Here is a 16241-nt window from a genome sequence, read left to right on the forward strand (position 1 = left end):
ACGAGGTTATGTAAAAGCTCGCCATCCTGTGGGCAAATGCGCGAGTCCAGCGAAATTTCTACTAAACACAGCGTTGCGTACATCTGGCCTTTCCAAGGCGGCGTAATCCGTTTGTAGGATCGAACTACACAGCGCGAGGGGTAGATTGGCCTGATGAGCGATCGAGTAATTCGTTTGGCGGTGCTGACCGCAACGGTGGCCTTTGCTTCGGCCTGGGGTTGGAGTCAGGTTGGCGTAGCGGCGGAGGCGACGGCGGCCCAACGGCCGATAAAATTCGAGGACTTGGCGCGGATGAAGCAGGTGAGCGATCCTCAGATTTCTCCATCGGGCAAGTGGGTGGTGTTCTCGGTGGCAGAGACAGATCTTGATAGGAATGTGATCGTCAACCATCTCTGGGTGGTGCCGCTGGAAGGCGCGACTGCAGCTACAGCGTCTGAATCGCATGAGCGGCAGATCACGTTTACCAAGGATGGAGAATCCGGAGGCAGGTTATCGCCGGACGGCAAGATGCTGCTGTTTGTGGCGAACGATGAGGAGGCTGGCCGTTCGCAGATCTTTGTCGCGCCCTGGGACGATAGGGCAGGCAAGCCCGGTACGCCGAAGCGCCTGACAAGTGTGATCACAGGGGCGGATGGGGCCGTATGGTCACCGGACTCGCAACGGATACTGTTTACATCGCAGGTATATCCGGAGTGCAGTGATGAAGCGGCGTGGGCAACGGAAAATGCATGCGATAAAACCAGGGATGAAGCTAATGGTGTGAGCCCCATGAAGGCGCAGGTTTTGGACCATTTGCAGTACCTGCGCCCAGATCAAGAGGTTGGACCGAAACGCAGCCACATGTTAGTAGTGTTTGCCGCGAATGGCGACGCGATACGCGACCTGACGCCGCGCCGAAGTATCGGAGAGGCGGACATTGCTGCGTTTTCATCGGATGGCCGAATCGGATATGCGTGGGCTCCTGATTCGATGGAAGTTGCTTTTGTCACCAGCTCGAACAGATTCTCTGCAGCGACCACAAACAACGAGGTCTTTATATTGAGACTGAATAACGCGGGCGCGCGGCCGGAAAAGGTTTCGAGACCGGCAGGAAGTGATGAAGCGCCAGCCTACTCACCCGATGGAAAATGGCTGGCGTTTCGTTCGCAGGCGCGTGCGGAATACAGCAGCACCCAGTTTCGGTTGGTGCTCTTCGATCGCCAGATGGGGACAACTACCGTTGTTCTGCCGCACTTCGATCGCTCGATCAATGAATTTACTTGGGCATCCGATTCGGCCTCGATCTTCTTTGCAATCCATGATCGCGGAGAGGGACAAATTTATTCCGTCGCGGTGGCAGACGAAAACACGATCCACTACATCGCCGTACCGACCGGCCATCTGACTCTGCTGGTATCGGAGACAAAGTCCAACTTCAGCGAACTGCAGATCTCAAATGACGGAACGTGGCTCGTTTCGAGCGCAACGAATGTCGAGCGACCGTCTGAGATATTTCGTACCAGCCTCAGAATCCTCGCCGACGAGGACCCTGAGGTAAAAAAGAAGACAATAGGTCTAAAGTTAGCGATCGCGGCGGACAAGACGGCTCCGCCGATAGATAGTGCTGTCCCTGTTGTGCCCGAAGCTTTGACTCATTTGAACAATAAAATGCTGGACAGAATTGCACTCGAGAAGATGGAGTCGTTCTGGTTTACGGGAGCAGATGGCGCAAAAATGCAGGGATTTGTGATTCGCCCCCCGGGGTTCGACTCCGCGCGGAGATACCCGGTAAAGTTTTTGATTCATGAGAATCCGTATCGGGCGTGGGGTGATAACTGGAGTTACCGGTGGAACCCGGAACTAATGGCGGCGAGTGGTTACGTTGTTGTGATGGTGAATCCTCGCGGATCCATCGGATACGGCCACGCATTTATCGACGGGATGAACGGGGATTGGGGCGGGAAGGCGTACGTGGACCTGATGAAAGGGATGGACTACGCGGAGCAGCACTATGGCTTCATTGACAAGACGCGGGAGTGCGCACTTGGCGCAGGCTTTGGCGGGTTCATGGCGGATTGGATCCTAACGCACACAAACCGGTTTGCGTGCATCGTGACACAGGATGGGATCTTCAATCCCGACGCCGAATACGGGACGTCGGCGGAGCCGCGGCTCAACGGGGAGAATTCTCCTGCGAAGGACGCAAAGGACGTGAAGAGTGCACGGAATGAATCTTCGGCGCAGGATCCTTCCCAAAAGTGGTCACCGATGTTGTCGATCCGAAACGCGAAGACGCCAACGCTGATAGTTCATTCTGGCAACCGCTTGGATGTGTCAGAGTCGACCCAGTTGTTTAAGGCGCTCCAGCAGCTGAACGTGCAGAGCAGCATACTGTCTCTACCTGGGACAGGGCATTGGCTAAATAGGCCTCAAGACTCAAGGCTGTGGTACGAGTCAGTGGCAGACTGGTGTGATCGATGGACGAGAACAAATAGATATGCAGCGGGCTTTTCGCAGCCTGCGTTGACGGCAACCGTCTCCGAGTCAAAGAAGTTGCCCCTGAAACCCCAGTCTATCCCGGTCCCATCTCAATCTGCAGCATCGACTATGACGGAACCTGCGAAGCCCCAGCCACAATTATCCTTACCAACCAAGTCAGCGGAATCGACGATTCAACGGGTGCCTACGCCTGTGCCATCTGCGCCCGTGCGAGCGGCAACCGCACCTCCGGAGGTGCAGTCGCGTCCGCAGGCGGTGCCTACCCCCATCGCTCCCGTGGTTACACCTGACGTGCTTGTAATACCAAAGCCGCAACCTGATCTCCAGGCAACAAACCCGGTCATTCCGAGGATCGTGTTGCCAACAGAACCCCCAAAGCCAGAGGCGGCTCCGGTTGCGTCTGCGATCCACAACACCTCGCAGGGATCGTTTGTGATTGCGATCAATGCTCCTGCTGACGAGCTAAGGGTTGGAGAGGATGCACGCGTGTTGATTACTTTGACGAATGTCTCAGGTCATCCAATCCTGTTTTCTCATCGAGTGGGAACAGAGAATCCAGAGTTCTCGTTTATTTTCCTGGTGCGGAATTCGACGGGCCGCCTGATGGGAGAGAATATCGCTGGTGGGCTACGTGCTTCAGACCCTCTCCAAGTGGACCAGGTACCGTCAGGCGGAACGCTGACACAGACCGCTCATTTGTCGAGGTTGGTAAACTTGAGCCAACCAGGTCGGTACACGGTGCGAGTGTATCGGAGAGACGTCGACACCAATCAGGTGGTGCAGTCGAACGAGGTCATGTTAAACATTGGTACGTCAATGCATGCCCGGTGATGAGTAATTCCTTAGCATCGACGATCACAAATAACGCAAATTGTCTGGTATTCCGCCCGTTTGCCGAGATTTTTTTGCACCGGATACTTCCCGCATCGCTCTCGAGCGGATACGCCTTTCCAAACGTATTTTGGATTCCCGGTTCCGGCCTTTACTTTTTCCAGGCCCATTGCTATCGTCTCCCAAACCTTCAAGCGCAAATTTTTTACGGGGAAGTTAGTATTCGAATGTAGGTGAAGATGACAAATACCAATCAACGCCCTGTCGAACCAAACATCGTAAGCGACTTCTCTGACAGGCTAAGCTACTCGGGCTACCTGTCCCTTGACGGCCTGCTGGCGCAACAGCGACCGCTATCCCAACCGCCGCATCATGATGAGATGTTGTTTATCGTTCAGCACCAGGTTTCGGAGTTATGGATTAAGCTGGTGATCCACGAGCTTACTGCTGCGATCGACCACATACGCCATGACCGACTTCCACCCACCCTCAAAATTCTGTCGCGCGTAAAGCTCATTCAGATGCAGCTCTTCGAGCAGTGGTCCGTGCTCGAAACTCTCACGCCATCTGAGTATATGGAGTTTCGATCCGTCCTTGGAAGTGCTTCGGGCTTTCAATCATTTCAATATCGCAAACTTGAATTTCTACTGGGCAATAAGAACGTCGATAATATCAAAGTCTTCGCGCACGACAAGACGATCCACGACGACCTCAAGCGCACCCTTGAATCTCCTAGCTTGTATGACGAATTCTTACGGTATCTTGCTCGTCATGGCTATAGCATTCCCGACGAATGCCGCGACCGCGACTGGTCTAAGCCCCACAGCAGGAATGAGGCTCTCGTAGAAGTCTTCCGCGAAATATATCGCAACCCAAAACAACACTGGGTGGCGTATGAGATGTGCGAGAAACTGGTAGACGTTGAAGAATACTTTCAACTCTGGCGCTTCCGTCATCTCAAAACCGTCGAACGCATCATCGGCTTTCGGCACGGCACCGGCGGCTCCTCGGGCGTAGGCTTTCTACGCCAGGCGTTGGAGCTAACTTTCTTTCCTGAACTTCTGGCTTCGCGGACCGAGGCACCACGGGAATGAGACTTACAGATGCTCTCGCAGCCATAGGCCCAGGTGCGCTCACAGAAGATGCTCTGCGCCTTCATGTCTTTCCGCTCTTCTCCAACACGCTCGCAGCAACCGGAATTTATCTGGCGAATCATTCGTTGGGCCGTCCACTCAATCAAACAGAGGAGGATCTTCGCGAAGGCTTTCACCTCTGGCAAACTAAGCTTGGAGAGGCGTGGGACCCTTGGCTCGAAGAAGAGCACGCACATCGCGCGAGACTCGCTCAACTCATTGGCGCTTCCAGGCCCGATTGTGTGGTCCCAAAAACTTCAGCAGGGCAAGGACTGCGAACAGTTCTCAACGCGCTTCCCGGTATTCCCCGCGTCGTCTCTACGACAGGAGAGTTCGATTCAATTGATGTAATTCTCAAGCAGTATGCAGCCTTAGGAAGAATCAACCTTCAGTTCGTTTCTTGTGAAGCGCCTGATGGTGCCATGGATCTTTCGCAACTGATCCAGAAAGTCCACGACGGTGCGGATCTCGTCGTCATCTCTCAGGTAATGTTTATGACCGGGCGGGTCGTACCGAATCTTGATCTTCTCGCCGACCAATGTCATACGGCGGGAGCTCGTCTCCTTGTGGATGCTTACCATGCTGTCGGGGTATTCCCAGTTGCTGTCACCGACATGAAGGCCGACTTCATGATCGGAGGCAGTTACAAATATCTGCGCGGCGGTCCTGGGGCGGCGTTTCTCTATCTATCTCCGGACGCTCTCTCCAGTGGCCTAAGGCCGATTGACATCGGCTGGTTCGCCAAAGACCAACCTTTTCTCTACGATCGGCCCGATCCACCACGCTTCGCATACGGTGGAGATGCGTTCCTTGAATCAACCCCACCGATTCTAACCTACTATCAGGCCCGGGCTGGTCAGCAGTTCGCGCTTCAGATGGGAGTAGCCCGAATCCGGGCATATTGCATCGACCGTCTCAGCAATCTCAAACGATATCTCGCGGCCGTTGGGATTACAGCGGAGGGCGCAGACGACCTGCACGGTGGATTCCTTACAATAGAAAACCCAGCAGCGGTGTCGCTCGCAGAAACCCTCGAACGCACCGGCATTACGGCAGATGCACGCAGTAATCGGCTGAGGCTCTCACCCGACTACCTCACGCCAGACAGCGCGTTACGCACTGTGGCAACCACCCTGGCATCTATCTGCGCAGCAGTCTAGGCAAACAATTCAGAAGGCCGAGTTCGGTTCTGAATCGGTGCTCTCGCTCAAGCTTAATTGACGTGAAAGGAATATCGTGCAACTGTCGTGAAGGGATCTTTCTCTTCTGACCTGCCCAGAATCTGGAGGCTGTATTCCCCCCTGACCAGGATCCAGGGAGAAATCAGGAACGGTACAGTGTTCTGCGCGATTTTATCCGGCACCTCATCTGCGAATACTTCGACCCCGGCTGCATTTGAAATTACAAATCGGATGCGGTAACGCTCGTCGTGAGGTGGAATATCAACCAAAAGAAGAAAAGGCTTGCCCGGAACAGGCGAGATGGCTGTTTGCTCCCCACCCCGGGATGCGGCATTTGTCATCGGAAAGACTTCGACCGCCTGAGGAGCAGCGGCTGTCTTGAGTCGTGGAATGACGATCAGATTTTGATAGAGCATGAATGAGAGGCACGCGACGGAGGCCGCAATGGCATATCTTGCAGAGCGCCATCGTGAGAGGGCGGATTTCTTGATGAACGCTTGGCCGACGCCCTTATCTTCCTTGATTACCGTTCTCGTAACATCAAGAAACAATGAAGTCATCTTCAGATCTTCGGCACATTCTGAGCAGGAGAAAAAGTGTGCAGCAAAGTCTTCCTGAGACGCAGCAGGCATGTCACCCAGCAGATATCTTTCTACCGCTTGGCTTTTGACTGCGCCTTCGTGGTCCATTCTGACTCCTGCCTTCATATTAGATGGTGATACGCAGAATCTAAACGTTTCATTGATTGTGGGTCATCTTTTGGGTTGAAGGATACTCATAGGATGATCCGGCGCCCTCGTATAAGACAAAGGGGGCCCAAAAGAAAGGCCGGCTGTAAGCGCTTTGGGAGTGCAATAGCGATAGTTTTGCTGATCGAAGAGCCAGTTCTGGCTCCTCCCCTCGGGCGATTGCGGCATAGAAAACGTCCATCAGCTTAGGAGTTGAAGCGTCGTTTACCTCCCATAAGGATGCGACCACATTCTGCGCGCCAGCGCGCAGGAACGCCCACGAGAGTCCGACCAACCCTTCCGAGGAATAGATTCTTTTGCCGGCGCTATCACAAGCTGAAATCGTTACCAGCTTGGCATACAGCCTTGTACTGGCAATATCGCGAGCGAGCAGGTTCGGAGAGCTGGCCTGCCCTGAAAGTAGAATGGCTGAGTTGAGAGGGGTTACCCGGTCCGCTTTGCCATGAGCGACAAAGTGTATGAGATCGTATTGCTCTGGCTTTGCGCGAAAGTAAGCCTCAGGAGTGGCTTTTCCGCCCGAGACAATGGTCTCCTGTTCAGGTACAAAGTGACTTTTGATCAGCATGATCTCTTCCTCTGCATGAGGAAGAGGCGGATAGTACGCAAGCGGCAAAGGGTCCCCGATCAAAAGCAATTTCCTTTGTTTCTGCCTTGATGCCTCTCTCTCCTGATGGCCTCCGTAAGCCAGTAATGCAGCAGAACTTGCAGTTGTAACGGACACGTCTTCAATCCAGTAGTGCGGAACCTTCGATGTCGTTATGAGAGTCTCGAAGTTCACGCCACATAGCTCCTCGTCCGGAACGATGACGACTCTTGACTGCGGCGCGATCAGGGATTCAACCGGAGCGATCAGGATCTGGTACAACTCCTTGCCCTCTTCATCACCTCTATCCAGCGAACTGAGCGCGCCGGTCAGATGATTCCGATAGGCATCAACCAGCGGCCGAATCCTATCCTCGCCCGGAAGAATATATAAGTGTGATTCTTTTGCCTGAAACATCCATAGGTAGCTTCTCTCGGGCCCCAACCAGTACGAGAGGATCGTATGCCCCGATCGGCCTGCAACTTTCCTTGCCTGAGCCAGACTTATACCTCGAGAACCTGGCCGATTCCTCGAGTAGAATTCTTCGGTCAGTGTCCGGGCCTTATGCATCTCGGTCACTCTGAACGCTTTATCGGTCAGCTTCCTTTCGATAAGAAAATCGATGTAATCGTCATAGATAGCTTTTTCATTCGTGGGAAAGGAGAGTTTAAACTCTTCGCGACTCAGCAAACCACGTTGAGTTTCCAGCGATGCGATAGCTTCCTCGAAGTGCATTTCTGCTGCTCGGAAATGATTCTGCTGAGTGTCCAGCGTAGCAAACGTAGATAGCGCTTGGGCCTCCAGAATCGGACTGGCTTTTCGATCATGGACAACCCTCATCAAACATCGCTCAGCGGTTTCATAATCCTGCCTCAGGGAGGCGATCTGCGCCTCATTGACCAGCGAGTACAGCTCTGTGTCATGATCACCCATCGCGCTCTCGATCTCTAGAGATCGTTTGTTGTAGCCTTCCGCCGCCCCATAATTTTTCCGTTCGATCTCAATTTGAGCAAGATCTATCAGGGCAAACGCCTCTTCCTGGCGGTTGCCCAATTGTTCTGCCAGTTCCAACGCTCGCTGGTAAGAGGTCTCTGCGGTTATGAAATCGTGTCGCATAAAGTGGATCGCAGCAATGCTCATCAGCGCCGTCTTTTCGTCAGCTGGTAATCCAAGCCGATGGGATTCGCTGGCTGATTCATCGAAAAGTTCAGAAGCACGTTCAAGGTCGCCCATCTGAAGGTAAGCCCAGCCCAGGTTGCCCGTCGTTCTGACGATCAAGGATTGCGCATTCAATTTCTTAGCCGCCGCTAGCGATTCACTAAAGTAGTCCGCCGCGTCGACGTAGCGGTTTTGGGACATTTTAAGCATCCCGAGATTTCCCAGTGCCTTGCTTGCCCCAAATGTGAGGCCACTATCCAGCGCAAGGTTGAGTGCGTTATGAAAGAGCCGCTCTGATCCAACCGGATCGTGCCGGAAAACTGCCAACTTCCCTTCACCCAGATCAAGGTCGACCCTGACACCAGGCAATCTCGCACCGGGCATACTCTCTGTACGCGCGAACGTCTCCGCGGCTTGAGGAAGCATCTGTAAATTGCTTTCAGCGGTACCCTGTAGTGTGCTTCTCCGGGCTTGAAGTTCGGAATCACTCGGTTCGCCAGGGTCCACAGCCTTCAGCACGGTTAGAGAGTCCTGGGAACGGCCCTGCCACATCAGTATCTCGGCTTCAAGCAAGCGAAAGCGCCAGATCGAATTAGCATCTCTTTTGTCTATCTTCGCAAGCGCATCACTAGTTTCACTCAGTGACTCCCTTAGGTCGCCGCGCTGCAGAGAACCTTCCGCCGCTCGATAAGCAGTGCTCAGGACAAAGGGGCTTGGTGCTCTGCTGCACCCTGTATCCAGCAGTAAAGACAGTACGAGCGAAGTTTTCAGCTTACGGATACCAGTTGCCATTTGTGACCGGCCCACTGACTGCCAAAGATCCAACCACGGGACTTCCCAATTCTACCCGTAGCATAGTGAGACGCTTCGTGTCACCCGAACAAAACAGCTCTGCGAGATAAACACTGCCAAAGTGTGGTATGTGGATTGCGTAACCGTAGGGAAGTTCCTGTAGAGAACCTGTTGATTTCGCCGTTCGGACGCTCTTCACCAAACTGCTATGTAAAACGCCGTGGGAATGTTCCCAGCCCGTCCCGGCTGGCGCCAACATTCCCTTATCCAGCTTTGCGGGGATATCAGAGTCAACACCATTCCACATATATCGAACTTTGGCAGGGGCATTTTTCGTGGCTTTTGCCTTCGAGCTACTACTTTGGTGCTGGTAGTGATCTAGCAGAGTCGAGTAGGTTTTTTGACGTGCAAACAGATCGTTATCTAGCTCTACTTCAACAGGTTGACCTGCAATTTTCAGATTCACAAAAGAGCTGCCGAGCGGTATTATCTCCGGCTCATCGACTCCATTATGACTTGAAGATAACCGCCCAATGACAGCATCGGCGGTAACTACGTCAAGAATGTTCAGGCCTTCCACCACACAACTTACCGATGTGTTGTGAGACCCGTCTTCGCCCTTGATACCACTGATGTGGGTGCGAGCTGAACGATAAGAGATCAAATTGTTAAGATTGTAACTACCTGCTTCTGCAGAGGCTGCGCCTCCGACAACAGGGAGAGAGGTCGCGGCATGGCTGCCTAATTCTGCCTGATAAGGTTGCGTGATCCTGCCACCGATTGCGAAACCATGCGCGTTGAAAAGAAAAACCTTTCCACTCATACCGAACGCTCCATTCTTTGGGGTGTCAAAGTGCTTACAAGAGGATGGTGTCATGAAACGATGATTCGTGACACCGCCGACGCCTTAATGAATGAATTCTGCGTTCATGGCCGGTTTTCTCGTAGAGGCTATCGTCACCATTCTTCAATAGCAGAGTATCGCCTCTCGCAGAAATGGCAGCTGCAAAAAAATGCAGAGCCATGACGTCATTTGAACCCTTCGCCTGCGCAATTCTTATATCGAGCTGCGACTCCAGTCACCAGTGATTTCAATAACTCATTAACGTCGATTTCATGGGCCAAGGATGCACTCTGTCCTGCCCAAAGGGCCAGCAAATCTGCCCGCCCGGCCTTTTGTGCCGGGATCGCCAGATTACGCATCAAGGCTCTCTGCAGCGGATAGGGCAGAATCTCTGTGCCGGGCTGGTTCATGACATCAAGTAAATTGTTCTTGATCCCGCGAGCCAATCTTCCCGTAAACCCGCGCGTGAGTGCTGTCGGTCGAGCCTTACCCGTAAGAATCGCTTCGCGATGCAGCGGGTGAGCGCCAGAGTCTTCCGTCGCCAGAAATACGGTTCCCATCTGAACGCCCTCAGCGCCGAGCGCAAGAGCGGCAATGATTCCACGTGCGTCTGCAATCCCACCTGCTGCTACTACGGGAATAGAGACCGCATCCACAGTCTGCGGCACGAGAGATATGGTGCCTGTCAGCGAATCTTCTGAGCTTTGCTGGAAGGAGCCTCGATGTCCTCCGGCCTCAAAGCCCGATGCGACGACGATATCGACTCCAGCTTGCTCCAATGCTGTCGCTTCGTCCACAGTTGTGGCCGTGCCGAGGGTCACCATCCCCTGTCTCTTGGCCTCTTCGAGGATCTCCGCCGGAGGAATGCCATAGATAAAAGAGAACGCCGGCACCTTTGCGTCTAGAAGGATGCGAGCTTGTGCCTCGAAGCGAATTGGCTTGTAAGGACTATGGCTAGGTTGTGAACCTCCGACTTCAGAGATATACGGAGCCAGATGCGACGCAGCCCTTTGAAAGGCGGCCGCATCCGAGGTGCGTGCTCCATCGTCCTCCATCGAGACCCAGAGATTCATCGCAAATGGCTTCACCGTGAGCGAGCGAATCTCTGCGATAATGTCGCTGATTGCGCCGCGCTCGAGCCCATGAGCACCAAATGAGCCAAGCCCGCCGAAGTTTGAAACGGCTGCAGCTAATCTCTGCGAAGAGAAGCCGCCAAGCGGACCTTGGATGATCGGATACTCAATGCCGAGAATCTCTGCAACGCGCGTCTGATTCCATGCTTTACCCATACACCTGCTCCCCGTTGAACTCTTCGCCGAAGTGGTCGGTCACTTTCGTTCCGTACCGACGACATACCAGCTTCTCATGGGCTAGCCCTTGACCTCGAAGATGACCTCCAATTCCACAGGCAGACCAAGCGGAAGGCTGGCGACACCGATCACGAGACGGACAGGTAGGTTTTCTGTACCGAATACATCTCGAAACAGATCCGAAGCACCATCGGCGACACGCGGCTGATCGAAGAAATCGCCTAATGTCGCCATGAAGATGCCCTATCCGAACGACGCGTGTCACACGATCAAGAGAACCGAGGTGTCACATCGGATTCTGTGTATCGTGGTGAAGATTTGCAGGAGGCTTGATACTTTGGTATTGTCCCGTGTGCCCTTCGTATTCCTACGAGAGTCCAGGCGACCTCCTTCATGGAACACTGTATCGGCATAGGACAACTACGGGCGGCATCGGTCACAATTTACCTCAGGAAGCTCCCGAGGCCTTTGCCAAAGCCATCATTGACGTTGATGCTTTCTACTCCCAGCCCTGCAAACCCACTACGGAGCTTGATGCCATATTGCGTTCAACAACCGAGTGTTCCGCGCTTCAGTGCCCGCTCCTTCATCATGACAAAGAAGACAGGCACCAGAATCAGAACGTGGATCGTCGAGGTAATCATGCCCCCGACGATTGGTGCAGCAATCGGCTTCATTACGTCGGAGCCGATGCCGGACTCCCAGAGGATCGGGACCAGGCTGGCAAGGACTGCGCAGACCGTCATCAGCTTTGGACGCAGGCGGTGCACTGCTCCCTCGATTGCGGCTTCTTCCACGTCTGCAGCCGTCAACGGTCTTCCCGATTGCTGCCTGCGCTCAAGCGATTCGTGGAGGTAGACCACCATGACCACTCCGGTTTCCACCGCAATTCCAAACAGTGCGATGTAACCCACTGCAACCGCGACGCTGAAGTTGTACTTCAGCAGCCATTGCAGTAGTAGACCGCCGCTCACTGCGTAGATTGTCGGAAAGATGAGCACAAGTGCTTCGCTGACCGAGTGAAACACAAGATACAGCAAGAGGAAGATCACAACAAACACAATCGGAAGAATGAGCTGCAGACGTCGTTTGGCGCGTAGCTCCAGTTCATACTCCCCCGACCATTGGAAAGAATAGTTAGCGGGCAGGACGAGCTTGTCATGCAAGAACCTGTCCGCCTTGGCGACGAAGCCGCCGTAGTCCGTGTTCTTAAGATCGACGTAGATGTAGCCCGTGAGCGCGCCGTCTTCGTCCCGAATCATCGCGGGACCACGGCTGAAGGAAATGCGCGCCACCTGCCCCAACGGGATCTGTGCGCCGGAGGGAGTTGCGATCAGAACCCCGCGCATCTTGTCGATGTTGTCGCGGAAGTCGCGTTGATAGCGCACCGTGACTGGATACCGTTCGCGGCCCTCGATGTTCTCCACTATGTTCTGGCCGCCAATGCCCGAGGCAACTGCGGTCTGAATGTCGGCCACGGTAAGACCGTAGCGCGCAGTCTCTGGCCGGTTGACCTCAACATTGACGTAGAAACCTTGCGCGACCTTTTCCGCAAAGACCGACCGCGTCTCTGGCAGGCCGGAGAGAAGATGTTGTATCTGCGAAGCGAGTTGCTGAATGCCATCCACATTCGGTCCCTGCACCTTCAAACCCAGCGGGGTCTTGATGCCGGTCAATTCCATGTCCAGACGGTTCTCAACGGGCATCGTCCAGGTGTTCGAGAGTCCGGGAAATTGGAGTTTATCGTCCATCTCCTGAATGAGCTTTTCGTAAGTCATCCCTGCCGCCCACTGCTCTCGCGGTTTGAGCATGACCGTGGTGTCGTACATATCGAGCGGAGCATTATCGGTTGCGCTGTCGGAACGGCCAACCGCTCCGAATACGCTCGCTACCTCTGGGAAGCTACGAAGAATCCTGTCCTGTTGCTGGAGCAGAACCTTCGCTTGCTCAATCGAAATGCCTGGAAGTGCTGTTGGCATATACAAGACGGAGCCTTCAAAAAGCGGCGGCATGAACTGGCTGCCCAACTTGGTTGCCAATGGAAATGTGACGATAAGGAAGCCCAGATTGGCTGCGATAGTGAGCCAGCGGTGGCGCAGGCACCAGCGAAGGATGGGCAGATAGATCGCTTGAGTAATGCGCGAGATGGGGTTTACTCGTTCTGGACGAAGCCTCCCACGGATGAGCATCACCATCAGCACGGGAACCAGGGTAATGGCGAGAATGGATGACGAGCCTACCGCGAGTGTCTTCGTCCACGCCAGAGGACGGAACATCCGTCCTTCCTGTGCTTCGAGCAGGAAGACCGGCAGGAAGGAGACGACAATAATCAAGAGCGAGAAGAACAATGCGGGCCCGACTTGTTTGGCTGCGTTGATGAGGATCGTTCTTCGCTCTGATTCCGAAACCGGCTCCGCACCTTGTTCCTGACGCTCGGAGAGATGACGATAGCCGTTTTCGACCATCACAATCGAGGCATCGACGAGCACACCAATCGCCAGCGCGATGCCGCCAAGCGACATAATGTTAGAGGTTACCCCAAGCCAGTACATCGGAATGAAGGAGACCAACACCGCGATAGGTAAAGCCAGGATGGCAATCAACGCAGACCGGAAGTGGAAGAGGAAAACGAAGATGACGACGCTAACGATGAGAGCCTCTTCCAGCAGATCACGTTGCAGTGTCTTGATCGAGGCATCAATCAGGCCGGAACGGTCATATCCCGGCATGATGACGACGCCTGCGGGTAGAGATGGCGCGATCTCACTGAGCTTCTGTTTGACGCCGTTGATGACGTTCAGCGCGTTCATGCCCTGGCGCATGACGATAATGCCGCCGACGGTCTCGCCTCCACCATTCCACTCAGCAACCCCTTCGCGGATGTCTGGACCGAAGCTCACAGTTCCCAGGTCGCGCAGCAGGATCGGCGTTCCATTTTTGCTGCCAACAGCAACGGTTGCCAGATCGTCCAACGAACGCAGGTAGCCCAGGCCGCGAATCATATACTCCGCGCCGCTCAGATCGAGTACACGTCCGCCAACTTCATTCGTGCTGGTCTTTACCCGATCGATCACCGTGGAGAGCGGAATGCTATAAGCAAGCAGCTTGTTGGGATCGAGCTGAACCTGATACTGGCGCACGAAGCCGCCGATGCTGGCGACCTCCGCGACGCCGGGAACGGTTTCGAGAGCATAGCGCAAACGCCAGTCCTGCAAACTGCGCAGGTCGGAAAGGCTATGCTTGCCGCTCTTATCTAAGATGACATACTCGTAGACCCAGCCAGCACCTGTCGCATCGGGACCAATGGAAGGGTGCACGTTCTCTGGCAGCCGTCCGCTGATCTGTTGCAGGTATTCGATGACGCGGGAGCGCGCCCAATAGAGATCGGTGCCGTCCTGAAAGACAACATAGACGTAAGAGTCTCCTAACATGGTCTGCGCACGAACTGCTTTGACGTGTGGCGCCGCCAGGAGGCTGGTCACAATTGGGTACGTCACCTGGTCTTCGATGACATCAGGAGGCTGGCCCATCCAGTTCGTATGAACGATAACCTGCACATCGGAAATATCCGGAAGGGCGTCCAGCGGAATGTGCTGCAACGACCAGATGCCTGCGAGTGTCAGCATCAGAACAGCCGTAAAAACAAGGAAGCGATTGCGCGCGCAGGTTTCGATAATCTTCGATAGCATCACATGCCTCCAGTCACGTTCACGTGCAGTTGTTTCGTGGCGATGGGCTTTCCGTTCTTCTGGGCCGTGATGGTCACCAGCCATGTACCGCCAGAATCGAGCGTGCTACCGCCTTCATAGAGGCCGTTGCCTTTTTCTGCAAGGGTGGCAGAGGTGTTCATCGGCGCCATGCCCATCGCAGGCATCGCGGCCATATAGAACGTGACTGTGACGGATGCACCAGTGAACGGCGTGTTTCCCGGCCCGGTCAGCCGCACGCGGAAGATATTGTTTCCTCTGTTCAGCGGGTTCGGATCCGTGGTGAAGTCAATGTTGGCCTGTGCCACGGAAGGAGCATTTGCCGAGGAACTGTTGGCGCCCGCGCCTGGTGGAGGTGGAACAAATGAACCTGCTGCCGCCTGTAACTGGCTCTCCGAATCGATGAGGAAGTTCGCGGAGGTAACAATCGATTGATTTGCTCCCAATCCTCTTAGAACGACGAAATTGTCCCCGACGCGAAGACCAACTGCTATCTCCTTGGGCTCAAGATTGCCATTGCCGTGGTTCAGAAAGACAATCTGCCGCGTACCAGATTCGAAAACCGCCGAAGCGGGCACGACGAGCTGGCGACCCAGGCTGCTTTTCACCTCAACATTGACGAACATGCCGGGCTTCAGCTTGAGGCCGGGATTGGCAATCGCCAGACGCACTCGCACCGTGCGCGTTGCCATGTCCACTTGCGGCAGAATCTCTTCGATCTGGCCTGTGAATGTGCGGCCTGGATACGAGTCCACCGTGATGGAAGCAGCGTCGCCCTGCTTGAGCCGTCCGATGTCGTCCTGAAAGATCTGCGCGTTAACCCAAACACGCGAGAGATCCGCAACCGTGTACAACCGCGTTGATGGCTCAACGTAGAGATTGGGCAGAGCGTTGCGCTCCGTAATAAACCCCGAAACCGGCGAGTAGATGGTGAGATCCGTGACTGGCTTACCTGTCTCCTTCAATTTGGCGAGCTCACTTGCAGGAACATCCCACTGCGCTAAACGGTGCTCGGCAGCCTCAGAAAGTGTGTTTGCGCCCGCGGCTACGCCATCCACGGTGCTCGATTGCAATAGCTCCTGGTTCTGCTGCGCAAGAAGATATTCCTGCTGTGTCGCTACCAGATCGGGACTGTACACCGTAAACAGTGGCTCGCCCTTGCGTATATATTGATAGGTCGCGTTGGCAAAGACCTTACGGATGTAGCCCGGAAAACGTACCTGGACGTAAGAGAGCAAGCGTTCATCGATGTCCACCGTACCGGTCGCACGAAGGTCATCACTGAGTTGCTTGTATTCGACTGTGCCAGTCTTCACGCCAATACTCTGCATCCGCTCCGGCGTGAGCTGTACAGGAACAAGAGCGGCGTCCTTCGACTCCGGCATGGACATTCCGGGAATCGACGATGCAGGCGCAGCCGCGTCCGAAGTTGGTCCCGCAGCTACCGGCTGTACGTCGCTGGACATCGGCATGTT

The 16241-nt window shown here is 54.5% G+C and carries 10 protein-coding genes; 3 read left to right on the plus strand and 7 right to left on the minus strand.

Annotation, left to right across the window (positions count from 1 at the left end; all coding sequences use genetic code 11):
- The first annotated feature begins 153 nt into the window (after positions 1 to 153).
- The 3 genes from HDF09_RS13915 (at position 154) to HDF09_RS13925 (ending at position 5602) form a co-directional block, all read left to right on the plus strand.
- Entirely contained in the window at positions 154 to 3309 is a 3156-nt protein-coding gene (locus tag HDF09_RS13915) for a prolyl oligopeptidase family serine peptidase (protein WP_183767339.1), read from the plus strand.
- Positions 3310 to 3548: 239 nt separating this feature from the next.
- The gene (locus HDF09_RS13920) at positions 3549 to 4403 is read left to right on the plus strand and encodes a tryptophan 2,3-dioxygenase (RefSeq protein ID WP_183767341.1); all 855 of its coding nucleotides are present in this window, start codon (positions 3549 to 3551) and stop codon (positions 4401 to 4403) included.
- Entirely contained in the window at positions 4400 to 5602 is a 1203-nt protein-coding gene (locus HDF09_RS13925) for an aminotransferase class V-fold PLP-dependent enzyme (RefSeq protein ID WP_183767343.1), read from the plus strand. The genes HDF09_RS13920 and HDF09_RS13925 overlap by 4 nt, the downstream gene beginning before the upstream one ends.
- Positions 5603 to 5655: 53 nt before the next feature.
- Here the strand turns inward: HDF09_RS13925 and HDF09_RS13930 are convergent, their stop codons facing one another.
- The 7 genes from HDF09_RS13930 to HDF09_RS13960 all read right to left on the minus strand — a co-directional run bounded on the left by HDF09_RS13930 (position 5656) and on the right by HDF09_RS13960 (position 16151).
- Entirely contained in the window at positions 5656 to 6312 is a 657-nt protein-coding gene (locus tag HDF09_RS13930) for a hypothetical protein (protein WP_183767345.1), read from the minus strand.
- A gap of 49 nt (positions 6313 to 6361) precedes the next feature.
- The gene (locus tag HDF09_RS13935; protein WP_183767347.1) at positions 6362 to 8905 is read right to left on the minus strand and encodes a CHAT domain-containing protein; all 2544 of its coding nucleotides are present in this window, start codon (positions 8903 to 8905) and stop codon (positions 6362 to 6364) included.
- Complete coding sequence (locus HDF09_RS13940) at positions 8886 to 9728, minus strand: choice-of-anchor P family protein (RefSeq protein ID WP_183767349.1); 843 nt, start codon at positions 9726 to 9728, stop codon at positions 8886 to 8888. The genes HDF09_RS13935 and HDF09_RS13940 overlap by 20 nt, the downstream gene beginning before the upstream one ends.
- Before the next feature lie 206 nt (positions 9729 to 9934).
- Positions 9935 to 11038, minus strand: coding sequence for an NAD(P)H-dependent flavin oxidoreductase (locus tag HDF09_RS13945; RefSeq protein ID WP_183767351.1), 1104 nt, complete (start codon positions 11036 to 11038; stop codon positions 9935 to 9937).
- A gap of 81 nt (positions 11039 to 11119) precedes the next feature.
- Complete coding sequence (locus HDF09_RS13950) at positions 11120 to 11293, minus strand: RidA family protein (RefSeq protein WP_183767353.1); 174 nt, start codon at positions 11291 to 11293, stop codon at positions 11120 to 11122.
- A gap of 314 nt (positions 11294 to 11607) precedes the next feature.
- A complete protein-coding gene (locus HDF09_RS13955; protein WP_183767355.1) occupies positions 11608 to 14748 on the minus strand; it encodes an efflux RND transporter permease subunit in 3141 nt (1046 codons plus the stop codon).
- Positions 14748 to 16151: an efflux RND transporter periplasmic adaptor subunit gene (locus tag HDF09_RS13960; RefSeq protein ID WP_260181317.1), complete on the minus strand. Its 1404-nt coding sequence runs from the start codon at positions 16149 to 16151 to the stop codon at positions 14748 to 14750. The genes HDF09_RS13955 and HDF09_RS13960 overlap by 1 nt, the downstream gene beginning before the upstream one ends.
- Between the last annotated feature and the right edge of the window lie 90 nt (positions 16152 to 16241).

Source organism: Edaphobacter lichenicola, from assembly GCF_014201315.1.
Taxonomy (GTDB): domain Bacteria; phylum Acidobacteriota; class Terriglobia; order Terriglobales; family Acidobacteriaceae; genus Edaphobacter; species Edaphobacter lichenicola_B.